The following is a 25729-nucleotide window of genomic DNA, read 5'->3' as shown; positions in this document are numbered from 1 at the left end:
AATTATTTATGGATATAGCCTCAAAATGAAATTAGATAACCCGACTTCAAACTTAACCCATCAATTTGTAATTAACGACTATTTGCATCAGTTATTTGATGCGGTAAATGTTATTTCTGTTCAAGGTTATGACAATGAACGTCGTGTTATTTATTGGAATGAAGGCAGTGAGCGACTTTATGGATATACCAAAGAAGAAGCCATAGGACAAAAAATAGAAGACCTTATAATTCCAGAGCCAATGTGTGAGTTAGTTATTAACGCACATAGTGATTGGGTAAAAAAAGATATAGAAATTCCAGCATCTGAAATTATCTTACAAGACAAAGATGGAAACAATGTATCGGTTTTTTCCAGCCATGTTATGTTTACAAATCAATATAATACAAAACAAATGTACTGTATTGATATTGATTTATCTGAGGTTAAAAAGGCACAAGCGGATGCGTCATTTAATGAGCATATGCTAAAAACTATTTTTGGAGCAATTCCTGACTTATTTTTCTTGATGGAAAACGATGGAACTATTATTGAGTATCATGCCAGTAATGAGACCGACCTCTATACCAAGCCAAAGCAATTTATTGGTAAAAGAATGGGTGATGTCCTCCCTCATGATGTAGCCAAAAAATTTGAAACCTATATCAGCCTTGTATTAGAAAAAGAACAGATGATGAGCTTTAAATACGAGCTAGCTTTGCCCCATGGGCTCGTTTTTTTTGAAGCAAGAATAAATAAAATAACAGAACATAACCAGTTAATGGTTATTATTCGAGATATTACAGAACAGCATAAATCAGATGAAATAATTAGACATCAAGCGTATTACGATAGTCTAACTTTACTCCCAAATCGTTTTTTAGCACTTGATCGTTTGTCGCAATTACTTATTGAAGCACAAAGAAATAACGAGAAAGCGGCAGTACTGTTTTTGGATTTAGATGATTTTAAAAAAATAAATGACTCTTTAGGCCATGAAACAGGAGACAAACTTTTAATTGAATCAGCGCAAAGGCTGCAAGAGGCACTGCGAAAAGACGACACGGTAGGGCGCCTAGGTGGAGATGAGTTTATCGTATTACTACGAGGTATAACTGATCACCATGCAGCGCTAAAAATCACTGAAAAACTGGTCAATAACTTTAGAGCCCCTTTTAAAATTGAGGGCCGGGAACACATACTAACAGCGAGTATTGGTGTAGCCATATACCCAGAAAATGGTACAACCGTTGCTGATCTATTACGAAATGCTGACACTGCAATGTATCAAGCAAAATCATATGGCCGTAATACTTATTCATTTTTTACTAAAAAGATGAATGTAATTATTCAGCGCCGACTCGTAATAGAAGAGCAGATGCGTGGCGCCCTTGAGCGTAATGAATTTGAGTTATTCTACCAGCCCCAATTTGACGCCAAAAATAAACACATCATTGGTGCAGAAGCGTTATTACGCTGGCATAACCCTGTGCTAGGTAATGTAACACCCGATGAGTTTATACCTATTGCCGAAAATACAGGATTAATTGTACCTATTGGTAAGTTTGTAATTAGCCAAGCATTACACTTTTTAAACACATGGCAAAGTACCTGTAAACGCCAACAAAAATACACCATGGCTGTTAACTTATCTCCTCGCCAATTTAGAGACGTAGGGTTGCTCAGTTTTATTCAAAACTCATTGAGTGAAGCAAACGTAAACCCCGAAAGTTTAGAGCTTGAAATAACTGAGGGAGTATTGATGAGTTGCCACACTAATGTTGTTGATATACTGACTGAAATTACTGCATTAGGCATTAACTTATCAATGGATGACTTTGGTACAGGTTATTCATCATTAAGTTATTTGAGAGAATACCCTTTTAATGTACTTAAAATAGATAGAAGTTTTATTGATGGTATTGTGTTAAATAATGAAGATTGCAATCTAGTGAGAGCAATCATTGCCATGTCGCACAGTTTAGGACTGACAGTGGTAGCCGAAGGTGTAGAAACAAAAGAGCAGCATACTTTATTGAACGAATTGGGTTGTGATTTTATGCAAGGCTTCTATTTTAGTAAACCAATACCAGCAAAACAGTTTCTTGATTTTTCGATGAATTTTGATAAAAAGTAAGATTAAACACTCGATTGTAACAATTCATTGCACGGCTATTGACCTTATTGTCCCATCGCGAGTAACCTGTTATAGAAACAAATAAAAAGGATTCTATAATGCGTTTAAAACCTCTTGTAGCTACATTAGTAGCCACATTTTCTTTATCACTTTCAAGTAGTGCCATAGCCGATGAAGGCATGTGGCAACCACACCAACTTCCAGAGTTAGAATCAATTTTAAAAGCTAAAGGGCTTGAAATTGATGTTGAATCTATTTCTAAATTAACCGAATTCCCAATGAATGCGGTAATTAGCCTAGGTGGCTGTACAGCATCGTTTGTATCGCCAAAAGGCTTAGTGGTTACAAATCATCACTGTGTTTATGGCTCAGTACAATATAACTCAACGCCTGAGAACAACATTTTAGAAAATGGCTTTTTAGCTAAAAGTCCTGCTGAGGATTTACCAGCAGCACCGGGTTCACGCGTATACGTAACAAAAACGGTTACCAACGTAACAGATGAAGTAATTAAAGGTACTAACGAGCTAACAGCAAAAGCACGCTACGATGCACTCGAAAAAAACGAAAAAGCACTAGTAGCACAATGTGAAGCTGATGAAAGCTATCGTTGTAATGTATATTCGTTTCACGGTGGTTTAGAGTTTTACCTAATTAAGTCACTTGAAATAAAAGACGTACGTTTATCTTATGCACCGGCAATGGGCGTAGGTAAATACGGCGGCGATATAGATAACTGGATGTGGCCGCGCCACACAGGCGACTTTGGTTTTTACCGTGCCTATGTAGGCAAAGATGGAAAACCTGCAGAGTACAGCAAAGACAACGTACCTTACGTACCAGACTCTTACCTAAAAGTAAGTGCCAAAGGCGTGCAAGAAGGCGACTTTGTAATGGTTACAGGCTACCCAGGGCGTACTAACCGCTACCGCATTGCAACAGAGGTAGATAACGTATTTAACGACAGTTACCCTAAAGCACGCGTTCATAACTCAAAATACGTGTCGCTTATTGAAGAAAACTCAGAAGACGGCAGTAAAGCGCGTATTGCTTACGAAAGTACCATTGCAGGTTATAACAACTATATTAAAAACTATGGTTCGATGATCGAAAGCTTCAAAAAAGGCACTATGCTTGAGCGCAAAAAACAGTTTGAGCAAGACCTAACACAATGGATCAATAGTGATGGTGAGCGTAAAGAACAATACGGAAGCGTATTAGGTGAGCTATCTGAGCTAATTGCACAATCACAAGAGCACAGTGAACGCGACCGTATGTTAGGTTATGTGCACCGCTCACAAATGATCAGCACAGCACGACGTTTATACCGCTTAGCTTACGAAAAACAACAGCCAAATAGCGAACGTGAATCTGGTTATCAAGAACGTGACTTACCGCGCATTAAAGCAGGGCTTGAGCGCATGACGCGCCGTTATGATAGCAAAGTAGACAAAGCTATTTTACTGCACTTTTTAGAGCTATATGCAGCACTTCCAAAAGAAGAGCGTTTTAGCGACGTTGATAACGTATTTAAAGTACAAAATGGGTTTGATAAAGCAACTCAAAGCGCATTGCTAGACAACATGTATGAACAGTCAAGACTTGATAATGCCACTGTTCGCAATTCATTATTTGAGCAATCGTTTAGCCAGCTAAATCAAAGCCAAGACCCATTTGTGCAGTACGCTAAAGCAATCTTTAAAGTAATGAAAGCTGAGGAAGATAAATCAAAAGCACTTGCAGGTAAATTACAAGCAGCTCGCCCAGAGCTAATGAGCGCAATCATTGCGTTTAACAAAGCTAAAAACAAACCTGTATATGCCGATGCTAACAGTACACTACGCGTAACCTATGGCACCGTAGGCGGCTACTCACCTCAAGATGGCTTGGTAGCAACACCGTTTACATCGCTTGAAGGGTTACTAGCTAAAAACACCGATGTTGACCCATTTAATGCGCCTAAAAAGTTACAAGAGCAAATTAAAGCCAAGCTTTACGGTGATTACACGGGTGGTATGAATACAGTACCCGTTAACTTTTTATCAAATGTAGACACTACCGGTGGTAACTCAGGTTCGCCAACACTTAACGGCAAAGCAGAGCTTGTAGGCTTACTGTTTGACGGTGTTTACGAAAGTATTATTGGTGATTGGGATTATAACCCAGAGCTTAATCGCTCAATCCACGTTGATTCACGCTACATGCTGTGGGTAATGGATAAAGTAGATAATGCACAAAACTTGTTAGACGAAATGACAATCGTAAAATAAGTAATTAGTGAGATAACAGAAGGGCGCTTACCGTAATGGAAGCGCCTATTCAAAAGAGGCTTAAAACAATTAAAGCAAGCATCATGCGTAGTTATTACTTATACGCTTTCTTTGTAAGAAAATAACCACCTAAACTATGGAATATAATGCAATGGACTGTAACGATACCTTAGCAACCTTAAGTAAGCAGTTAAAAAATAATGATACAGTTATAATAAACTTAGAAGATGGTTTTAGTTTTAAACACCAGGGCATCTATAACTTTGAAAGGTTTATCGGTTTTTTTGATTGGTCTATATCGAACAAGCGCGTCTTAATTGATATGACTCATTGTCATGGTGCTAATTACCAAGCATTGTCATTAATTGTTCTTTATGCATGGAAACTAAAATCACAACGTTGCAGTGTTACTTTTAAAGAGTCAGAGGCGACACAAGGTGCTAGTAATATGTTTCGTAGCCTAGGCGGGCGTGGAACTTTTACGGTAATGATGCATGAACATGTGAATTTTAAAGGTAGTAATTTCAAACCTTTATTTGCATTGAGAAACAATAATGATTTTAAAAAAATAATAGAATCTGCTGAGTCTTATACCAATGATTTTAATGTGGAATTTACTAAGACATTAAGATATGTTTTAAGTGAGCTTTTATATAATACTCGAGAGCACGGCCAATCTCATTACCCGTATGGAAATAAAACGTTCACATTACCTTCACTTTGTCAATTTTCTTGGTACAAAAACAAGAGTGAGGTTTCATTTATAATTGCGGATAATGGTATTGGTATTAAACAGCATTTAGAACAAGCATACCCAGGACAAGAAAGTCATGCTGAAGCTATTTTAAAAGCTATGAAGCCAAAAGTTTCAGGTACATTTGGCACAAATGACCCATATAGGAATAAGAACAATGCAGGCATCGGATTATTTTTATCCACAAATATAATTCGTCGATTAAATGCTGAAATGCATATAATATCTGGCGATGCTGTTGTTCATATTTCACCACGAGATATTACCTCTAAAAAATTAAATTCATTTTGGCCTGGAACATTTGTACTTGTAACAATAAAAGTTGATAAAGAAACCTCTGAACATTCTCTTGAGGAAATGCTTCGTGGTTTTCGAGAAGAGGCATTATTAGAACAGTCAAAAGCGGATTCTGATGAGAAAGAAGGACAGCTATATATAAATGTATCTAATTATTTTGGCTTTTTTGCAGAAGATAAAGAAGCAGCAATTAAGTTTAAGGAAGATAAGATATTTCCAGCTTTAGAAAGTGGAAAGAAAATTATTTTAGATTTTAAAGGAATAGAAAGCTCCCCCCATAGTTTTTTAAGTGCTCTTTTAGCCTCTCCAATCAAGTCGGCAGGTATGAGGGCATTTAAAATATTTAAAGTAGTCAACGCCACGCCAGATATAAGAGAAACAGTAGACTTTATAATGGATGAAAATACAGAGTAGTTAGATAAATGGCAAATATTATAGGGTTTATTCAGTGAGAGTATAAAGTAACCATATGGGCAAAAAGTTATAAAGCCCATTTATCTTCATATGCATTTAATACACATTATAATTCTCTAAGTATTTTATTAAAATTTCACTTCAACACCCTTTAATATATTTCATGTGCATTTTATAGCCAAGAAGTGCTAGCTTAGTGGTAAATTAATTGAAGGAAATAATTATGAAATTAGAGTCATTAGCACTGCACCACGGTTACGAATCTGAGGCTACGACCAAATCGGCAGCCGTGCCTATTTACAATACTTCTTCTTATACATTTGATAACACGCAGCATGGCGCTGATTTATTCGATTTAAAAGTACCTGGAAATATTTACACCCGCATAATGAACCCAACCAATGCCGTACTTGAGCAGCGTGTTGCCGCGATGGAAGGGGGCATTGGTGGGCTGGCTGTTGCCTCTGGGATGGCTGCTATTACGTATGCTATTCAATGTTTGTGTGAAGTCGGTACTAATATTGTAAGCACCAGCCAAGTGTATGGTGGCACGTATAACTTATTTGCTCATACACTACCTAGGCAAGGTATTGAAGCGCGCATGATTAAAGCCGATGATTTTACCGCGTTCGAGAATGCCATTGACGACAACACCCGCGCTGTTTTTTGTGAATCTATTGGTAATCCGGCAGGTAATATTGTTGATATTGAACGTTTAGCACGTATTGCACACAGCAAAGGTGTGCCGCTTATTGTTGATAATACCGTGGCTACGCCGTATTTATGCCGCCCATTTGAGCTGGGCGCCGATATAGTGGTTCACTCACTTACAAAGTATATAAACGGGCACGGTACTGCCATTGGCGGGATGATTGTAGACTCAGGTAAATTTGACTGGAAAGCGAATGCTACGCGCTTTGCAATGATGAACGAGCCCGATCCGTCGTATCACAATGTGGTTTATACCGAAGCCTTTGCTGAAGCTGCATTTATTGGACGTTGTAGAGTAGTGCCACTTAGAAATACCGGCGCAGCGCTTGCACCTAAAAACGCATCTGACATTTTAATTGGCCTTGAAACCTTAGGCTTAAGAATGGATCGCCACTGCGAAAATACACAGCAATTAGCTGAGTATTTAGAAAATCATCCAAAAGTGCTTTGGGTTAATTACGCAGGGCTTAAATCAAGCCCGTATAACGCAATGAGTCAAAAAATTACCAGTGGCAAAGCATCCGGTATTTTAAGCTTTGGCATTGCTGGTGGGCTAGAGGCTGGCACTCGTTTTATTGATGCACTAAACATGATTTTACGCTTAGTTAATATTGGCGATGCTAAGTCACTTGCGTGTCATCCTGCGTCAACCACACACCGCCAATTAAACGATGAAGAATTAGCAAATGCAGGCGTAAGTCGCGATTTAATTAGGTTGTCGGTTGGTATTGAAAACATTGCAGACATAATTGCCGATGTAAGCCAAGCGCTCGATAAAGCATAACGTTAATTTATAGCCTCGAGGTATCGAGGCTTTTAGCTCTATTGCGCTTTTGAGATATCGGCTCGTGGTGTTTCTAAAATCGCTTTTTTTTCATCTTCAGATAATATTATCCAATCAAAAATTTCTTCGTTGGTACGCCCGCAACCAGTGCAATAACCGCTACGCCTTTCGCATATTCCTAAACAGTCAGTTTTAAATTTAGATGGTTTTTTGTTTTGATTTAATTGGCGCATAATTAAAGTCCTAACGGTGGTGCAATTTCAAAGCGAGTAGTGAAGCCATTACCTTCTTGATTGGTGGAGAGGGTAATCACTGGGGTTTTAGTATCAAGTACAAAGGTGCTATAAATTGAACTTGCTGTTTCTTTTTGGCTTTCAAACCAGCCTGTATTGGTTAAGCATTGGCGTAATTGTAGAGCTAGTTTTTGATGAGATGTTATTGTTTGCGTTTGTGTTTTAACAGGCGTTTGGCATTGGTAGCTTGCTTGCTCTGACTTATTTAAAGTAACCGTACAGGTTGCTCCAATAATATGAGTATTAGTACGCCATTTATTAGTAAACTGGTTATTTACTTTATCTGTTTTTATTGAATTAAAACCAGATTCATAACCATTTATTAGGTTATTTATGGTGCTGCATTCATCGAGTGTTACTATGGTTTTTACAGACTGATTCGTTGTAGTAGTAGTTGCTGTAGTTGTAGCAGTCTGATTAGTTTTGCCCGTACAGCCCGCTAAAATAAACGCGACAACTAAAATAAATGCGACGAAGGAAGGAGTTATATAGTTTTTCATAGTTCACAGTAACCGATTAATTGAGCCTCGCACTATACCATACATAATTTACTCAACTAAAAGCGAAAAACAAAAAGGCCCATATAAATATGAGCCTCCTTGTTAATCACAACTAATGCTATTTATGGCGACCTTGCAAGCATTTAACTACATCTTCAAGGGCTAAGCCTTGGCGTTGTAGCAATACAGTAAGGTGATAAATCAAATCAGCAGATTCGTTTGTTAGCTCATCGTTATCGTGTTTCATAGCGGCAAGGGCTACTTCTACGCCTTCTTCACCTACTTTTTGACAACTACGGCTTAAGTCTTTTGCAAACAATGACGCTGTGTAGCTTTTTTCAGGGTCGTCGTTTTTACGCGCAACAATCACATCTTCTAACTGTGCTAAAAAGCTTAAACTTGGTTTTGCATCATCACCAAAACAGCTTTGTGTGCCTAAGTGGCACGTTGGGCCTTCTGGGTTGGCAAGTACTAAAATTGAATCGTAGTCACAATCTGTATGAACAGATACTACGTTTAAGTAGTTTTCTGATGACTCGCCTTTAGTCCATAATCGTGATTTTGAACGCGAGTAAAACGTCACTTTATTGCTCTCAAGCGTTACATTTAGTGCTTCGCTGTTCATAAAGCCTTGCATTAAAATAACACCAGAGCGGGCATCTTGAATAATAGCAGGGATCATTTCACTTTTAGCGAAATCGACTTGAGCTTGGTTTTGTTGTGTTACTTGCATAATCTTGCTGCCACTTGGTTATCTGTTAAAAATTGTTTAAGTTCGCCAATGTTAATCACATTTTTATGAAAAACGCTGGCGGCTAATGCACCATCTACTTTACTTTGTTTAAATACATCAACAAAATCTTGCATAGAGCCCGCACCGCCTGAGGCGATTAAAGGAATGTTACATAGCTCGCGAATTTTACTGAGTTGCTCGTTGTCGTAACCGTTACGAACGCCATCTTGGTTCATGCAGTTTAATACAATTTCGCCTGCACCCAAGTCTTGTACGCGTTTAACCCATTCCTCGGTTTTATAACGCGTACGGCTTGATGCATTAGGATCGCCAGTAAGCTGATAAACTAAATACTCGCCAGTAGTTTCATCAAAAAAGCTGTCTATGCCGACTACTACACATTGCTTACCAAACTCATCGTGTAATTCTTTAATAAGTTCAGGGCGTGCAATAGCAGGGCTGTTAATACTTATTTTGTCTGCGCCGTGCTCTAAAACACGCGCTGCATCAGCAACCGATTTAATACCGCCGGCTACACAAAATGGAATATCGATATTACGTGCAATGTTCTCTACCCAATTTACATCAAGAAGGCGTTTTTCAACGCTTGCACTGATCTCGTAAAAAACCAGTTCATCTGCACCGGCTTCACTGTAGGCTTTAGCCATTGTTAAAATGTCGCCAACAACTTCATGGCCTTTAAACTTAACGCCTTTAACTACTTGGCCGTCTTTAACGTCTAAACACGGAATTATGCGTTTTGATAACATGCCAATGCCTCCTCAACGCTAAATGCGCCATCAAGCAATGATTTACCTAAAATAACGCCGCCAACACCGAGCTCTTTAAGTTTTTTAATGTCGTCAAGTGAGCTTACACCCCCTGAGGCTTGCACTTTAATTGTGCTGTTGTGGCGAGTTAGATCTTCGTAAAGCTCAAATGATGGACCCGTCATGGTGCCATCTTTACTGATGTCCGTGCATAAAAAGTCAATAACACCTAAGCCCACGTAAAAATCAACCAGCTCAAGTAAACCAAACTCAGATTCACTTAACCAACCGTGTGTGGCAGGTGCCCAGCCAGTGGCTGTTTTATTTACATCAAGCGCAATAACAAAGTGCTCTGCACCAAATTGTTCAATCCAGGCTTTTACTTGTTCGCGTTTTTCTACTGCCATTGAACCAATAACAACTTGGTTTGCACCGGCTTTTAGCCAATCACTTACATCTTGCTCTGAGCGAATACCGCCGCCCACTTGGTACGGTACGTTAAGTGCTTTGGTCGCAGCTTGAATATGTTTCCACTGTTTTTTACTTGGATCGCGCGCACCTTCTAAATCAACAAGATGTAGTTTACCTGCGCCGCTGTCGGCGTATTCTTTTAAACGCGCGCCAAGTTCGAAAGGGTAAAACTGTGCTGTGTCGTATTTACCTTGGTACAAGCGCACAATTTGATTTTGTAATACGTCTAATGCTGGAATAATCACAAATAATCTCTTTTTTGTTAGTTAATGGGCAGCTTATAACTGCCAATCAACAAAATTTTGTAATAAACGTGCGCCAACTTTTGCGCTGCGCTCTGGGTGAAATTGCATGCCCGCGTAATTGTCTTTAGCAACAATGGCTGAAAAGGTTTGACCATATTCGCCGCTCACTAGTGTGGCGTCGTTTACAGTGTGCGCAAAGCTATGAACAAAATACACTTGCTCATCGAGCGTCAGCCCTTTAGTTAATGCATGCTCTTTATTAACGCTTAAGTTATTCCAACCCATATGCGGCGACGTTAAATTGCCTACATCAAGCGCTTTTACTTGCCCTGGTATTTTACCTAGGCACTGTACGTTACCTTCTTCGGTGCTTTCGCACAGTAACTGCATACCTAAACAAATACCCATAAGCGGGCGCTGGTATTCATTTATAGCTTGTTGCCAGCCGTTATCTACTAGGCGTTTCATAGCAACCGACGCATGACCTACACCTGGTAATATAGCGCGCTCAAAACCCGCTAATTGCTCTGGTGAAGTAATTACTGTTGGCGTTTGCCCTAAGCGTTCAAATGCAAAACGTACTGAATTTATATTGGCACAACCGGTATTAATTATGGCAATCATAAACATCCCTTAGAGCTGGCTGTTTGTTGGGTGGTGTCTTGTGCTACTGCCATGCGAAGGGCGCGCGAAAACGCTTTAAATAAACCTTCTACTTGGTGATGGCAGTTCCCGTCGCTTACCGATAAAATAAGGCTAATCGCGGCATTATCACTTAAGCTTTTGAAAAAATGCTCAACCATTTGTACGTCTAAGTCGCCGGCTTTTTCGCGGCTAAAATTAGCGTTTAATACAAATGATGCACGACCCGATAAATCAATTTGTGCTTCAGCTTTACATTCATCCATAGGTAGCGCAAAACCATAGCGTGCAATTTGCGATTTAGTGCCAAGCGCCTGTTTAAGTGCAACACCTAAAGCAATACCAATGTCTTCAACAAGGTGGTGCTCATCTATGTGTAAATCGCCTTTGGCTTTAATGTTTAAACCAATGTTTGCGTGCGTACGAATTTGATCAAGCATGTGATCAAAAAAGCCAAGTCCGGTGTCTATGCTGCCATTTTTAGTTTGATCTAGGTTTATTGCCACATCAATTTGGGTTTCTTTGGTGTTGCGTGTAACACGACCTTCGCGGTTTGCCGTGGTCAATTTAGTTACTATTGCACTCCAATCGCCGTCGTATAAAATACCTTCACAACATAAGTTTTGCGCAAGGCCAATATCAGTTTCACGGTCGCCAATAACAAAAGAGCGTGCTAAATCTACTTTTCCTGAGCGCATAAGCTCGGTAAGTAAGCCTGTTTTAGGTTTACGGCAATCACAGTTTTGCTCGTTAAAGTGTGGGCAAATTAATACGGTCTCAAAGCTAATGCCTTGGCTTTGCATTATGTCCATCATTTTGTCTTGTGCTATGTCAAAATCAGCAGTAGGGAAGCTGTCTGTGCCTAAACCATCTTGGTTTGAAACCATCACTAAACGGTAACCTGCAGCTTGTAATTGCAATAACGCAGGGATAACGCCAGGTAAAAATGCTAGCTTTTCAAGGCTATCTACCTGTTTGTCGGTAACAGGCTCTTCAATGATAGTGCCGTCGCGGTCGATAAATAAATAGGGGTTACTCATGATACTTCGTTTCCTGCTAAAGATGCTGCGGTAGCCGGCGTTTGTAAGCCATCTAACCAAATTTTTACTTGTTCGAGTTCTTGTTCACTGCCAATAGAAATTCGTAGCCAGTCGTCTTCACCGTATAGCGTAAAAGCGCGCATAACCAAACCTTGCTCAAGTGCAATTTTAAAGTAGTTTTTATCGGCTAATTTTAAAGTAACAAAGTTACCTTCACCAGTGAGAATTTTTAATGCAGCAGGGGAGGCGTTTAGCCAATCCACTAATTTAGCTTTTAAGCTATTTAAAATAGTCACTTGGCGGCGCATTGATGTAATTGCATCAGGTGCAATTGCTTGCGCTGCAATACTTGCTACTACGCCCGATACCGGATACGGCGCAATGACTTTACGAATTGGCGTAAGTACACTTGCTTGTGCAAGGGTAAAGCCGGTTCTAAGTCCTGCTAGCGCAAAGGCTTTAGATAACGTACGCAGAACCACTACATTACTAAACTCATTAATAAGCTTAGTCGCGCTTTGCTCTGGGCAAAACTCTATATAGGCTTCATCAACAATTACTAGTGCTTTACCCGCAAGTGCTGTAGCAATCGCCTTTACTTTATCAAGTGGTGTTAGGCTGCCCGTTGGATTATTTGGGTTACAAATAAATACTAGTTTTGAGCTGCCAACAGCTGCGACTATTTCGTCAGCACTGCCACTTAATAATAATTCTTGGGTAAGCGCGTTAATACCAACGTTGTGTGTATCGGCGGTAACTTTGTACATACCGTAGGTGGGTAAAAATAGTGCAATACTATCTTTAGCTGGTTCACAGTATGTGCGCACTAAAAGCTCAATGCCTTCATCTGCGCCGCGCGTCATTAATATATTTTCGCTTTCAAGCTCTGTATAAGCGGCGTAACGGTCAATAACCAGTTGTGGTTGTGGATCGGGGTAGCGATTTAAATCTTCAATACTCAGTTCAAGATTTTTAGCATACGGGCTTTCGTTAGCATTTAGCCACGTAGTACCGGTTAGCTTTTCACTTTTTGCAGAGCTGTAAGCAGCAAGGGCTGCAATATTTTTAGGTAATAAGCTAGACGCTTGTGCGCTCTCATTGCTCATTTTTAATTGCCTCTAAACGAATTGAAACCGCATTAGCGTGGGCATCAAGGCCTTCTGCATCTGCAAGTGGTAAAATAGCTTTCGAAAGCTCAGTTAATCCACTTTTACTTATTGTTTGCACGGTATACGTGCGGAAAAAATCAAGCAAGTTTAAGCTTGAGTACGTTGCACTGTAGCCATACGTTGGTAATACGTGGTTAGTACCCGATGCGTAATCGCCTGCAGATTCTGGCGTGTAGTCGCCTACAAATACTGAGCCTGCATTTTTAACTTTATCTAGGTATGGTGTTGCATCAGCTAACTGTAAAATTAAGTGCTCTGGTCCGTACTGCGCCGATACGTCAAATGCTTGCTCAATTGAATCAACTAAAATAAGCGATGAATTAGCGAGCGCTTTTTCGGCCGTGTCTTTTCGGCTTAAGTTAGCTAGTTGCCGTGTAAGCGCCTGCTGTGTTTGTTCTATTATACTTTCGCTGTTACATAATAAAATAACTTGCGAGTCTGCACCGTGCTCTGCTTGTGAGAGTAAATCGGCGGCTATAAATTCTGGGTTCGCACGTTCATCTGCAATAACAAGTACTTCAGACGGACCTGCTGGCATATCAATTGCCATACCCGGAATAGTTTGCGCAACAAGCTGTTTAGCCATTGTTACAAAGCTATTACCTGGGCCAAATATTTTGTTCACTTTAGGAACCGATTCGGTGCCATACGCCATTGCTGCAATTGCGCCTGCGCCACCACTTTCTATTAAAGTAGTAATACCGCATAACTTAGCTGCATATAAAATAGCAGGGTTAATGGCTTTATCACCTTGTACTGGTGTAGCAAGTACAACGGTTTTTGCGCCGCTTAATTGCGCCAATACACCCTGCATAATAACCGACGATGGCAGTGGAGCACTGCCACCGGGTACATAAATACCGACTGCTTCGATGGCTTGATATTTCAGTTCACATACAACGCCTGGTTGGGTCGATAATTTAATATCTTTTGGCAATTGCGCTTCGTGAAAACGTTTAACGTTTGCATAAGCGGTATCAATTGCGTATTTAAGCTCTGCACTTAGTGATTGCTCTGATGCGTTAATTTCATCAAGCGGAACACATAAGCGAGGGTTAGATCTATTATCAAACTCTTTAGCCATGCTAAGTAAGGCTTTATCGCCTTGCTCTTTTACGTTAGCTAAAATAGTTTTGCATATAGCTTCAACCTTGGCACTGGCAGAAACTGCAGGGCGCATTAGCGCCGCTGCTTGTACTTGTGAAGATTCCTCATTCCAACGAAGCATGGCACTTACTCCATCATTTTTTCAATTGGCATAACTAAAATAGAGTTAGCGCCTAGGGCTTTTAACTGCTCCATTGTTTCCCAAAATAATGTTTCGCTGCTTACCATGTGAAGTGCTACGTATTCATCGTTACCCGCAAGGGCAAGTAGAGTAGGTTGACCAGAACCTGGTAAAATTTCACAAATTTCATCAAGTTTGTTTTTTGGTGCGTGTAGCATGATGTATTTGCTTTCTTTAGCTTGTCTAACACCACGTAGGCGCGGCATAAGCTTATTGATTAGTGCTAGTTTGTCAGCATCTTGAAGGTCTTTATTTTGAATTAAACACGCGTTTGATTCTAAAATTGTTTCGCCTTGAATTAAGCCGTTAGCTTCAAGTGTTGCGCCAGTAGATACTAAATCACAAATTGCATCAGATAAACCCGCACGCGGTGCTACTTCAACAGAACCCGTAAGCATTACTGTACTTGCGTTAATGCCTTCGCGCTTTAACCACTGAGTTAAAATTTCTGGGTAGGTAGTTGCAATACGTTTGCCTTCAAACCAGCTCTTATCGCGAGTGCCAAGCTCTTGTGGCCATGCAAGTGCAAGACGACAGTAACCAAAGTCTAGTTTTGAAAGTTTGGTTACTTCACTTGGAACACCTTGTCGTTCACGTTCTGCTTGAACTTCTACTAGTACGTTTTCGCCAACTATGCCTAAGTCACATACACCGTCCATTACTAAACCCGGAATATCGTCATCGCGCACACGTAGTACGTCAATTGGCATATTAGTTGAGTGTGCAATTAAGCGTTGTTCACGAAGGTTAAGTTTAACACCTAACTGTTTTAGCAGATCTTGACAATCTTTAGATAGGCGGCCACCTTTTTGGATGGCGATACGTAGACGATTACTGTTGTTCATTATTCATTTTCCTTTAATTTAAAAACTAAAAACCCCGAGGGGAACCTCAGGGCGAAAATGAATCAATGTTATTTGAATCGCCAGAGGTTCCTTTTAGGAATAACCTCTCAGCGAAAGACCTGACAGGTTATTCCGGTGAATGGTGGTGATGATGTACTGTTGTCAGGTTTAAGCGCATTTTTTATCCTATGTAACTGCCCGTTGTTTTGTTAACGTGCAGTTGTTATCTGTTTAAATAAATTTCGCATTCATAAAAACATAAACAGCTATATTATGGCAAGTTTTTTTTAGCTTAATTAAAGCATATGTTATAACTGTCGATAATATTAAGGTAATAAGCGCAATTTTAGCGAACAATTGTTTGTTTATTATTCAAATTAAGCATTTTGACAATCAAACAGTTAAAATAAGGAAGTATGTATGGATATTATGATTCCTTATTTAGGAAGAATAACTAGGCTAGAAGTTGAGACAAAAAGTGCTTTTCATATTGCGGGTGTGCAAAGTGGCGCTGCGGCTGAAAAAGTTGAACTAGAGAATAAAAAAAGGCGTGAGTTACAAAAAAAGAAAAATCTCAATATGCTTGATGATCAAAATAATAAAAAAAAGTCTAACTTAGATGATGACGAAAATCCCCATTTAGATACATGGGCATAGGTTACAGTTAATAGTTTAAAGTTATTTGTAGATTGCTAGAATTCAAAAAGGGAAGCCTATTTACTAGGCTTCCCTTTTTTGTTGAACTAATTACTTCTGGCTTTTACTTTTGAATATATAAAAGCTAAATATAGCGAATACACAAACTTGAGCCGCAATACCTTGCCATGTCGATTTTATACCAAGCCATGCAATATCAAAGCTCATTGGTAGTGACGCAATACCTATTATATCGGCCTCTTGTAGTGCAATAACGGCTTTGCCCATAAGCACAAATGAGAGTGCAAATAATAGGTAAGTGGTAATTGCAAAAAACTTAGCAACCGGTAATTTAATTGAGTATTTAATTAATACCCACGTAATAATAGCCAGTATTGCTACACCGATGGCAAAACCCGATGCAATAGATGAATATTGAGCCGGCGAGCTTTGTGTTAATAATGACTGGTAAAATAGTACGGTTTCGAATACTTCACGGTATACGGCAATAAAAGAAAGCCCTGCTAACCCCCATAATGTACCCGACTCAAGACGCTTATCTATATTGTCTTTTATGTATTTTTGCCATTGTTGCGCACTGGTTTTACTGTGCATCCATACGCCAACATACAGTAAAATAACAGCGGCAAATAATGCACCTGCACCTTCCATAACTTCGCGACTTGCACCACTTATTTCTATTAATGTTTGCGCAGCAGCCCATGTTAAGCCACCTGCAATAAGTGCGGTTATCCAGCCAACATGTACATATTTAAGCGCATCTTGACGTTTAGTTTTAATAAGTACGGTCATAAGGGCAATAATAACGAGGAGTGCTTCTAAGCCTTCGCGTAGCAATATAACTAAACTTGCTGAGAGGAGTGCACCATCAGTTAGTTTGGTTTCGTTTAGCATGCTATCTGCTTTCGCGAGTTGAGCTAGCGCCGCACTTACTTTATCGCCAACGATGGCAGTATCTTTCTCGTTTTTGAAGGTTTGACGCAGGTTCATCAGTTGTACTTCGATGTTTTTACGCAAAGCTTCGTCGTAAGCATTTAAGTTATTTTCAACAAGTTCAAAGCCATCTAAGTATGCGCTAATTGCTAAGTCACTCGCTTGAGAGTAATTACCTTTAGCATGCGCGGCTTGCGCTGCAAGTAACTGCGTTCGAGTAACCGTTATCGGATTTTTTTTACCGGTAAATAATTGCTCTGGATTACCACGTAACCATTTAACGTAGTGTGCTTGCGCTTCACTTTGACCTGCCGATAATTGTGCAGGGTTTAGGTTTACAATTTGCGAAGCGGTAACATTTTGATCTACATTTTGCGGTTTTTTAACGTCTTTAAATGCCAAGCTACCTACATAAAAAGCTAAAGACCAACGTTGTTGTTCGTTAAATTGAGTAAACGCAACCATTGGCGTGTCGTTAATACCGTTACTTACAGCGTCAAACAAACCCATTAATGAGCGGTTAGTTGCGCGTTCTTCATCGGTAAAGTTGGTAGGCTCTGGTGATAAGTTTTTTGCAAGCGGGCCGTCGCCTTGACCACTTGGGCCGTGACACATTGAACAGTTAGCAGCAAAAAGCGCTTTGGTTTGCTCAACAGGTAGTAGTGACGTAGGTAACGATAGCTGCGGCATAAAGACAAGAAGTGATTCACGAAGCGCAGAGCTTGCTGCGCGTACATCGGCAACGCTTGCTTTATTGGCAATCGCTGAATGCAAGGCTTTAGCTTGTACCTTTACTGTGTCGAACTCATTTGTTTGGCTTGATAGCTGTCCAGCTTGCTCAATAATAACGTGCGCAAATTCAGTCATTTCTTGATATTCGTCGGGGTCGAGTATTTCACCATTCCCAACAGCTGCTACGTAATCAACACCTACGTACTCTGCAAGCTGTGCAATTTGCTTTATTTTTATTTGTTGATCGGGTGAGGCAGAAACGCTAAAGCTTGCCGTCATCATGATCAAAAGTGCAAAAATGAAATTAAGCTGACGCTTGCTTACAGACACAAAGTTAATAAACATGTGAGAATTATTTATGGACATTGAAAAGCCCTGCAGAGGAAAAGCCAAAATTATAATTGTTTTCATTTGCATTTCAAGCAGATTAATTTAAACAAAGCAGATAAATAAAAAGGATAACAATTTATAGAACTTTAAAGTGTTTTTGTAACACGTGAGTAACAGTAACCAAGTGATTTTTATAATTACTTGGTTACTGAATGTGTTGCAGACAAAGCATTTATTATTTGGCTTGCTCAGCTGACTTAATGCTGCTTTGAATAAGCGGCGAAATAGTTAAGCCTTGTACAATAATAGAAAATATAACCACTACGTAAGTAACAATAACGATTAGGTTATGTAGGTCTGAACCGCCTACAAAAACTTGCTCGCGTGGGATTGCTGCCGCCATTGCCAGAGCAAGGCCACCACGTAGTCCACCCCAGGTCAAAATTTTAACACTGTGTTTATCGTAAGTTCTAAAGCGTTTAAAAATTACAAATGGTGCACCTACACTTATAAAGCGTGCTAGCAGTACAACAGGTACCATTAATAACCCTAAACCAATTTCGCCAAGCGTGATTGGCATAGTGACTATTAGCATACCTATTATTAAAAACAGTAGAGCGTTTAGAAAGCTGTCGGTTGCATGCCAAAAATCTTTTACGTAGCGGGTGTCTTCGGGACCCGTACGCTCGGTTGCTTTAGTGCGGGTAATATTACCCATTAATATGCCACTGGTTACCATGGCAAGTGCGCCAGATATTTCCCAAATATTTGCTGCAGCAAAACCTGCTGTTGGGATAGTTAAGGTAATTAATAGGCGAATATTTACATCGCGGCTATTAATAATTAAAAAGTGGCCAACTAATGCAATGACTAAACCAAACGCAATGCCCCCTATTGCATCAACAAAGAATAGCTCTGCTATGTCACCAAATTGTGCATCTGTGCCATAAAAAGCAACAGAAAATATAGTGGTAAATATAACTAAACCAATACCATCGTTAAATAGCGACTCACCTTCTACTTGAACTGAGATGCCTTCTGGCGCTCGCATTTGTTTAATAATAGCAAGTACAGCGATAGGGTCGGTTGGGCTAATAAGCGCGCCAAACAGTAAACAATAAATAAAAGGAACATCAAAACCAAAAACTGAAAATAAATAAAAGCTCAAATAACCCACTATAAATGTGGAAGCAATGGTTGAAAACAATACCAGGGCAGTAATTTCCCACCGCTGCTTACGCAGGGCAAGTAGGTTTATTTCGAGCGCACCCGCGTAGAGTAAAAACCCCAACATGCCTTTAAGTAGTAACTCGTTAAAGTCAATACTGGAAACAATTTGGGTCATTGCTAATGCGTTCTGATCGCCTAATAATTTTACTGCAATAATCAGTAATAAAGAAATAACCACAGAGCCAGTAGTAATGGCAATGGTAGTTTGCATTTTGAGGATGTACTGGTTTGCAAAGGCTATAAAAATTGCAATTGCAGAGAGAAAACAAATGAGGTACCAAGCATTCATTGATTAACCTTAACTATTTTTTAAACGACACACAAAAAGGAGGATTATAAACCCGCGTATGTTACTCCTGTAATATTTGAGAGTCACAGTATTTATGCCTAAATATAGCTTTTAATACGGATTGTTTTTAGTAAGAGTTAATAGGAAATGTGGCTTTGTAAATATTGTCATTATTAAATTAAATGTACGTTATAAATACAGTGTTTGTTGTAAACTTTAGTGGTTAATCACATTATTGAAACGTGTGTTGCATCATAAAATAAAAGTCGATTTTGTAATTACTTGCCCTAAATGCTTTGCTTACGTAAAATCCCGCTATTATTTATTTTAAAGTGATTGGTATTATCAAACAGCTGTTTAGTGCAACCGGGCCTTTGGCGTCATCGTTAGATGGATATACGCCTCGCCAACCACAAATTGATATGGCAGTAGCTGTTGCAGATGCATTAAAAAACAGTTCGCAATTAGTTGTTGAAGCAGGCACGGGTACTGGTAAAACATTTGCATATTTAGCCCCTGCACTTAAATCAAAAGGCCGAACGATAATATCGACTGGTTCTAAAGCCTTACAAGAACAGTTATACCACCGCGATTTACCTCAATTAGTGAAAGCACTTGGTGCTTCTAAAAAAACCGCCTTATTAAAAGGGCGTGCCAATTACTTATGTACCTACCGACTTAATCAGCATGTTGCGCATGTGCCTACTGATGACTCCGACGTAATGCACCAACTAGCTATGGTGGCTAAGTTTGCCAGTGAAACGCAATCGGGCGATTTAGCCGATTGTATTGGTATAGAAGATGATGCCAAAGTGCTGCCTTATGTAAACTCAACAGCCGATAATTGTTTAGGCAAAGAATGCCCAGACTTTCAAAGCTGCTATATACGTAAAGCACGTTTAACTGCGGCCGATGCTGATGTGGTTGTTATTAACCACCATTTGTTTTTTGCCGACATGGCCGTAAAAGAAAGTGGCTTTGCTGAACTTATGCCAAAAGCCGATGCGTATATATTTGATGAAGCCCATCAGTTAAGTGAAATTGCCAGTGATTATTTTGGTGAGAGCATTAGCACTAAAAAGCTGGTGGATTTAATTAATGATTTACGTGCTATATATAGAGCCGAAATTCCCGATATGCTGCAGCTAGGTAAAAGCTTAAATAAGCTTGAAACAAGCGTTGCTGATTTACGATTACAGTTTGGTGTTGATGGCAGTAGAGGCGATTGGCGAGAAAAGCTCAGCGACAAGCAAATATGTGCGGCGCTTCATCGTGTGATCAGTGATTTAGATTTTGTTTATCAAGTACTTAAACTTTGCCTAGATAGAAGCGATAAAATAGAGCATCCGTTTGAGCGTGCCTTGGCATTTAAAGGGCAGTTAGAACGTGTTTTTGATACGGCTCAAACCGGCTTTAGTTACTGGTATGAAACAACGCGCCGTTATTTAACAATCAATATAACCCCACTAAATGTATCAGCTAAATTTGCTCAAATGATGCAAGACACGGGCGCAGGCTTTGTATTTACATCAGCAACACTTTCGGTCGACAACAAACTCGAGCATTTTAATGCAAGCCTTGGTTTAAAACCAAAGCAAAGCATGATGGTAGATAGCCCATTTGATTACCCTAATCAGGCGCTGCTGTGTTTACCGCGTTACTTACCCGAATCGCACGCGGATAATATGCCCCACGCAATAGTAAAATTAACACTTGAGCTTATAAAATCAGCACAAGGGCGTTGTTTTGTGTTATTTACGAGCTATCGAATGATGCACTTAGTTGCCGAAGGACTCACCACGCAAATAGACTACCCAGTTTATATGCAAGGGCAAATGTCTAAGCGTATTATTTTAGAGAAATTTACGCGCCATGGAAATGCGGTATTACTCGGCACGGCTTCTTTTTGGGAAGGCGTTGATGTACGCGGCAGTACGTTAAGCTGTGTTATTATAGACAAATTGCCATTTGCAGCCCCTGACGATCCATTACTACAAGCTAAAATGCAAGATTGCCAAATGCAGGGTAAAGACCCTTTTTCACACATACAATTACCACAAGCTGTTATTGCACTTAAACAAGGTGTTGGGCGTTTAATTCGAGATAGTAAAGACAAAGGCGTACTTGTAATATGTGATAATCGCTTAGTTACACGACAATATGGCCAAGTATTTTTAAAAAGCTTACCGCCGATGCGCCGCACGCGAAGCTTAGAAGATGCCAATACATTTTTAAAACAAATTAATTAGAGTAATAAAATGATCAAAAGTAATATTCTTGCCCTTGATGCTTCAACAGAAGCACTTTCAATTGTTTTACATTTTCAGGGCCAAACATTTCATCATTTTGAAGAATGTCCGCAGCAGCACAGTCAAAAAATATTGCCACTTGTGGATGAGCTATTAACTAAAGCAAACTGTAAATTAAAAGACTTAGATGTCATTGGTTTTGGCCAAGGCCCGGGCAGTTTTACTGGTGTGCGTATTAGTGTAGCAATAGCACAAGGTTTAGCGTATTCAACTAATTTGCCGCTTGTAGGTGTGTCTACTTTGGCTATTATGGCGCAACAAGCGTTTGAACAAAACGGTAGTCTTAGTGTTTATCCAAGCATAGATGCACGCATGGGTGAGATATACTTTGCACATTACCAAGCGCAAAATAATCTAATGCTTTTAGTTAACCAAGAGTGCGTTATAAAACCTGATTTACTAAACAATGACTATATAGCGACCAGTGAGCCATCTGTAGCGGTGGGCACAGGCTTTAAAACCTATCCTGATGCGCTTAATGACTTTGAAAACGTGACAATTAATACTGATATTACATTGCCTGATGCGCGTTATATGTTAGCGCATGTTGAAGCCGCGTTTTTAGCGGGTGACGTTGTAAAAGCGAGTGACGCTCAACCTAAATATGTGCGAGATACGGTAACGTGGAAAAAGCTACCAGGACGTGAGTAGCCATATCTTGAATTCAAGTATTATTTGCAAATTGGTTGTTTTTAAATCATAATTTTATGCAATATTAAGGTTGGAGACGCGTAATGACGCTGCCTATTGGTTCAGGTTTTTTTACCGGAGATATTCCGGGTAGGGTTAGCCCTACTAAAGTTGTTACTAATAAACCACAGAGTTTATTAGACCAGCCGGCTGCTCAAAAAACGAATACCGATTATGTAAAAAGCAGTGTCGAGGGCGTCGAACTGGCTAATCAACTGTTTAAAAGCAGTGCTAAAAGCAATGAATACAGCCAAACAATTTACGACCAACCGACAGCTCAAGTAAGTAAAGCGATTTCTACTTATACTGAATTTGCCAATTTAGAACGCAGAGCCGAAGTACAAAATTTAATAGGCGTTGATATATACGCTTAAAGCTCATTCAAACGTTTTAGATAAATACAGTGATAAAATTCAATAAAAAGCCCGAACATGTGTTCGGGCTTTTTATGTTCAAAACGAGGTGAAATTATACCAATTCGCTTAATTAAGTGATCTATTTTGAGGGAAGAAAATCGTGTCGATAACAAGGCAAAAATTTCGTTATTTAGTTGTTCTATATCAGAAATTTTTAACGTAGTTAACGTCAGATTTAACCCCTCAAATTGATTAAGTATTATTGCGGATTGGTATTACTGTTCAATAAAGCCAATTAGCTTATCGGCAATATCAGTATTATTTTGTGAGCCAATAAATTGCTCACTGCCTTTGCCATAGGCAAATACTTGAACGTCTACAGCGGTGTGTCCGCCGGTTGTCCAGCCAGTAAAGCTCGCATCACTAATAATACTTTTAACAGCTAAATTAAGCGCTTTTTCGCCCATTTTTTTAGCTTGCTCAAGTTTGATTTGGTTTTCAGTTGTAAATTCAATATTGGTGTTAGCAGTCCATACTGGTTTTAAGTCTTTAGACTCCATAAGTTTGTCTGTTAACTTACTAGCCGTTGCCTTAACACCTTTAATTACGTCTGTTTCCCATTTAAATTGGCCGTGCGAACCAATAGTTAGGCCTCCCGTTGAGTGATCGGCTGTAACCACAAGTATAGTGTCTTTATTTTTATCAACGTATGCTTTTGCTTTTTCGATTGATTTAGCAAAGTCGTCCATTTCAGCCATCGCACAGGCTATATCGTTAGAGTGACCACACCAATCAATTTGGCTGCCCTCAATCATTACAAAAAAGCCTTCTTCGTTTTGGTTATCTAGTAAACCAAGTGCTTTAGATGTTAACTGAGTCAGGCGAGTTGGGTTTATATCAAGTGCAAATGGCAGGCCTTTGCTTGCATACAAACCTATGGCAGGTATTTGTGTAATTTGGCCCAGATTATTAATATCGTCGCCATATTGGTAACCTGCGGCTTTAAATTCTTCAACTAAATTACGGTCATCTCGAATAAAATATTTAGTACCGCCACCAAGCATTAAATCAACGGGTAATTTACCAGCAATCTTATTATCAATATAATCGTTGGCAATATCATCGTAGTTGTAACGAGATTCATTGTGAGCTGTAAAACTCGCTGGTGTTGCATGATTTATTTGTGACGTTACAACAAGCGCTGTTGTCATACCGCGCTCTTTTGCTATTTCGAGCATGGTTTTAACTGGCTTTTTATCTGTATCTACAGCAACCGCGCCATTATAACTTTTATGACCGCTACTAAGCGCTGTAGCACCTGCTGCACTGTCAGTTACATAAGTATGGTCGTCAGGGTAGGTATGCGCCATGCCTTTTAAAATAGTGTCAAAAACCGTACCTTCGACTTCTTTTGTTGCAGGGTCATCTTTAAAATAGCGATAAGCCGTGGTGTAAGCCGGACCCATACCGTCACCAATCATATAAATTACATTTTTAGGTGCTGATTCTGCGTAAGCACCAGAAGCGGTGCATAAAAGTGCCAATAAGCTGATCTGTTTTTTCATGGTTGTACCTTATGAGTGTACCTTATTTAATAGCCGCTGATATTGTATACAGATAGGATGATAAATAAATGAATATCTGAGATATTTATAATTTATACTTTGATTTTATATACATAGAATTGTAGTTAACGCTGTTAGTTCTATTTATTTAAATTATACTAGTTATAAGCTATCTATATATGGTGCTCTCACCTTTTATTTGTTTAAAAGGTACTCAATATTAATATGTTAAAAAACCTTTGCTTATCACACCATTTTTAAGTTGTTGAAAATATTGAGTTTGATTTTCTACTCAGTGCTATATTTGATACCAGGAAGATAATTAAATCGTGAATTTCGCACCATTTCCTAAGTTAGTGGTCTGACAACTTGTATGCTATAAATAATGATGCTCTAAATTAATAAAGGACTTACCATGCAGCCGTTTAATATTGAAACCAATAATTTAAATATTCATGGCTTAAAAGTAGGTTCAGGGAACGAAATAGTAATAGCGCTACATGGGTGGTTAGACAACTGCCATAGCTTTATGCCAATGTTAAACAACGTTAACCCAAAGCACACTTGGTACTGCATTGACTTTGTTGGGCACGGTTTATCAAGTTGGCGAAGTGATGACGCACACTATTATTTTATTGATTATATTGATGATGTGTACCAACTTATAAATGCGCTTGGTGTTAAAAAAGTACATTTAGTGGGTCATTCAATGGGGGCTATGGTTGCAGGACTTTTGGCTAGTTGTTTTGGCGATTATGTTAAGTCTGTTACCTTTATAGAGGGTATTGGTTGTGTTACAACGCCAAGTGAAGGTGTATGCGAACAGCTAAAAAGTGCGGTATTAAATAGAGCGCGTTTAAAAAATAAAAAGTCGAGAACTTATAAATCGAAAGAACTTATTTATGAAGCACGTGCTCAAACAACCGATTTAAATAGTGAGCTTATTACGCTCTTAATGCAGCGAAATATAAAACAGACTTCAGATGGTTTTACGTTAACAACAGATCCAAAGCTTAAAAATCACTCAGGTTTTAGGTTTGATGAAGCGCAATGTATTGGTGCAATAAAAGATTTAGCTGCACCATGTCAATTAATTTTAGGTAACGAAGGTTATTCGTTTGTAAAACAAAATTTGGCAAAGTATATTAGTTATTACAATAACTTGAAGGTAATTGAAGTAGAGGGTGGGCATCATTGCCATATGCAAAGTAGTGAGTTATGTTTTGAGCATATTCAAGACTTTATGCTGCAAAATGGTGCATGTTAATTGTAAGTTTACGTGAAATGTGGGATTAT

At 39.2% G+C, this 25729-nt stretch carries 22 protein-coding genes; 9 read left to right on the top strand and 13 right to left on the bottom strand.

Features of this window, described 5'->3' with window-relative positions; genetic code table 11:
- The first annotated feature begins 25 nt into the window (after positions 1-25).
- From GQR52_RS07355 to GQR52_RS07340, 4 genes are all read left to right on the top strand, one after another.
- On the top strand, positions 26-2116 hold the full coding sequence (locus tag GQR52_RS07355) for a bifunctional diguanylate cyclase/phosphodiesterase (RefSeq protein ID WP_165727998.1): 2091 nt from the start codon (positions 26-28) through the stop codon (positions 2114-2116).
- Between the two features lie 98 nt (positions 2117-2214).
- Positions 2215-4386 carry a S46 family peptidase gene (locus GQR52_RS07350; protein ID WP_165727997.1) on the top strand — a complete coding sequence of 724 codons (2172 nt, stop codon included), beginning with the start codon at positions 2215-2217 and terminating at the stop codon, positions 4384-4386.
- 151 nt (positions 4387-4537) lie between these two features.
- Positions 4538-5851, top strand: coding sequence for a DUF4325 domain-containing protein (locus tag GQR52_RS07345; protein WP_165727996.1), 1314 nt, complete (start codon positions 4538-4540; stop codon positions 5849-5851).
- A 223-nt stretch (positions 5852-6074) separates the two neighbouring features.
- Positions 6075-7346, top strand: a complete 1272-nt coding sequence (locus GQR52_RS07340) for an aminotransferase class I/II-fold pyridoxal phosphate-dependent enzyme (protein ID WP_165727995.1) — start codon at positions 6075-6077, stop codon at positions 7344-7346.
- A gap of 38 nt (positions 7347-7384) precedes the next feature.
- Here the strand turns inward: GQR52_RS07340 and GQR52_RS07335 are convergent, their stop codons facing one another.
- The 10 genes from GQR52_RS07335 to hisG all read right to left on the bottom strand — a co-directional run bounded on the left by GQR52_RS07335 (position 7385) and on the right by hisG (position 15342).
- The gene (locus tag GQR52_RS07335) at positions 7385-7579 is read right to left on the bottom strand and encodes a DUF1289 domain-containing protein (protein WP_165727994.1); all 195 of its coding nucleotides are present in this window, start codon (positions 7577-7579) and stop codon (positions 7385-7387) included.
- A gap of 2 nt (positions 7580-7581) precedes the next feature.
- Positions 7582-8139, bottom strand: coding sequence for a hypothetical protein (locus GQR52_RS07330; protein WP_165727993.1), 558 nt, complete (start codon positions 8137-8139; stop codon positions 7582-7584).
- 118 nt (positions 8140-8257) lie between these two features.
- Positions 8258-8872, bottom strand: a complete 615-nt coding sequence (gene hisIE / locus GQR52_RS07325; protein ID WP_165727992.1) for a bifunctional phosphoribosyl-AMP cyclohydrolase/phosphoribosyl-ATP diphosphatase HisIE — start codon at positions 8870-8872, stop codon at positions 8258-8260.
- A complete protein-coding gene (gene hisF, locus GQR52_RS07320; RefSeq protein WP_165727991.1) occupies positions 8863-9642 on the bottom strand; it encodes an imidazole glycerol phosphate synthase subunit HisF in 780 nt (259 codons plus the stop codon). The genes hisIE and hisF overlap by 10 nt, the downstream gene beginning before the upstream one ends.
- Complete coding sequence (locus GQR52_RS07315) at positions 9624-10358, bottom strand: 1-(5-phosphoribosyl)-5-[(5-phosphoribosylamino)methylideneamino] imidazole-4-carboxamide isomerase (protein ID WP_010552951.1); 735 nt, start codon at positions 10356-10358, stop codon at positions 9624-9626. Before GQR52_RS07315 ends, hisF begins: the two co-directional genes overlap by 19 nt.
- A 33-nt stretch (positions 10359-10391) precedes the next feature.
- Positions 10392-10982: an imidazole glycerol phosphate synthase subunit HisH gene (gene hisH / locus GQR52_RS07310; protein ID WP_002960265.1), complete on the bottom strand. Its 591-nt coding sequence runs from the start codon at positions 10980-10982 to the stop codon at positions 10392-10394.
- A complete protein-coding gene (gene hisB, locus GQR52_RS07305) occupies positions 10979-12040 on the bottom strand; it encodes a bifunctional histidinol-phosphatase/imidazoleglycerol-phosphate dehydratase HisB (protein ID WP_165727990.1) in 1062 nt (353 codons plus the stop codon). Before hisB ends, hisH begins: the two co-directional genes overlap by 4 nt.
- Positions 12037-13146, bottom strand: a complete 1110-nt coding sequence (hisC, locus tag GQR52_RS07300; protein WP_165727989.1) for a histidinol-phosphate transaminase — start codon at positions 13144-13146, stop codon at positions 12037-12039. The genes hisB and hisC overlap by 4 nt, the downstream gene beginning before the upstream one ends.
- Positions 13136-14437, bottom strand: a complete 1302-nt coding sequence (gene hisD, locus GQR52_RS07295) for a histidinol dehydrogenase (RefSeq protein WP_165727988.1) — start codon at positions 14435-14437, stop codon at positions 13136-13138. The genes hisC and hisD overlap by 11 nt, the downstream gene beginning before the upstream one ends.
- 5 nt (positions 14438-14442) lie before the next feature.
- Positions 14443-15342, bottom strand: coding sequence for an ATP phosphoribosyltransferase (gene hisG / locus GQR52_RS07290; RefSeq protein WP_165727987.1), 900 nt, complete (start codon positions 15340-15342; stop codon positions 14443-14445).
- Positions 15343-15762: 420 nt separating this feature from the next.
- Between hisG and GQR52_RS07285 the strand changes: the two genes are divergently transcribed.
- Positions 15763-15999 (top strand): hypothetical protein, encoded by a 237-nt coding sequence (locus GQR52_RS07285; RefSeq protein ID WP_165727986.1) that lies wholly within the window; start codon positions 15763-15765, stop codon positions 15997-15999.
- Positions 16000-16089: 90 nt separating this feature from the next.
- On the opposite strand, the gene GQR52_RS07280 is transcribed toward GQR52_RS07285, so the two are convergent.
- Both GQR52_RS07280 and GQR52_RS07275 read right to left on the bottom strand, forming a co-directional pair.
- Complete coding sequence (locus GQR52_RS07280; protein WP_165728070.1) at positions 16090-17946, bottom strand: cytochrome c/FTR1 family iron permease; 1857 nt, start codon at positions 17944-17946, stop codon at positions 16090-16092.
- A 283-nt stretch (positions 17947-18229) separates the two neighbouring features.
- On the bottom strand, positions 18230-19513 hold the full coding sequence (locus tag GQR52_RS07275) for a sodium:proton antiporter (RefSeq protein ID WP_007580638.1): 1284 nt from the start codon (positions 19511-19513) through the stop codon (positions 18230-18232).
- Between the two features lie 332 nt (positions 19514-19845).
- On the opposite strand from GQR52_RS07275, the gene GQR52_RS07270 reads away from it, so the two are divergent.
- From GQR52_RS07270 to GQR52_RS07260, 3 genes are all read left to right on the top strand, one after another.
- Entirely contained in the window at positions 19846-21762 is a 1917-nt protein-coding gene (locus GQR52_RS07270; protein WP_101163490.1) for an ATP-dependent DNA helicase, read from the top strand.
- A gap of 9 nt (positions 21763-21771) precedes the next feature.
- Positions 21772-22473: a tRNA (adenosine(37)-N6)-threonylcarbamoyltransferase complex dimerization subunit type 1 TsaB gene (gene tsaB, locus GQR52_RS07265; RefSeq protein ID WP_024591060.1), complete on the top strand. Its 702-nt coding sequence runs from the start codon at positions 21772-21774 to the stop codon at positions 22471-22473.
- Positions 22474-22556: 83 nt separating this feature from the next.
- Positions 22557-22886, top strand: coding sequence for a hypothetical protein (locus GQR52_RS07260; RefSeq protein WP_007580633.1), 330 nt, complete (start codon positions 22557-22559; stop codon positions 22884-22886).
- A 257-nt stretch (positions 22887-23143) separates the two neighbouring features.
- Here GQR52_RS07260 and GQR52_RS07255 read toward each other — a convergent pair whose 3' ends face one another.
- Entirely contained in the window at positions 23144-24433 is a 1290-nt protein-coding gene (locus GQR52_RS07255) for an alkaline phosphatase (protein ID WP_007580632.1), read from the bottom strand.
- A gap of 415 nt (positions 24434-24848) precedes the next feature.
- Here GQR52_RS07255 and GQR52_RS07250 point away from each other — a divergent pair, with 415 nt between their 5' ends.
- Complete coding sequence (locus GQR52_RS07250; RefSeq protein WP_165727985.1) at positions 24849-25700, top strand: alpha/beta hydrolase; 852 nt, start codon at positions 24849-24851, stop codon at positions 25698-25700.
- Positions 25701-25729: the final 29 nt, after the last annotated feature.

The sequence above is a fragment of the Pseudoalteromonas sp. 31A1 genome (genome assembly GCF_011378815.1).
Classification (GTDB): Bacteria; Pseudomonadota; Gammaproteobacteria; order Enterobacterales; family Alteromonadaceae; genus Pseudoalteromonas; species Pseudoalteromonas arctica.
Note: the sequence above shows the minus strand (reverse complement) of the source record. Positions and strands in the feature narration are given on the sequence as shown.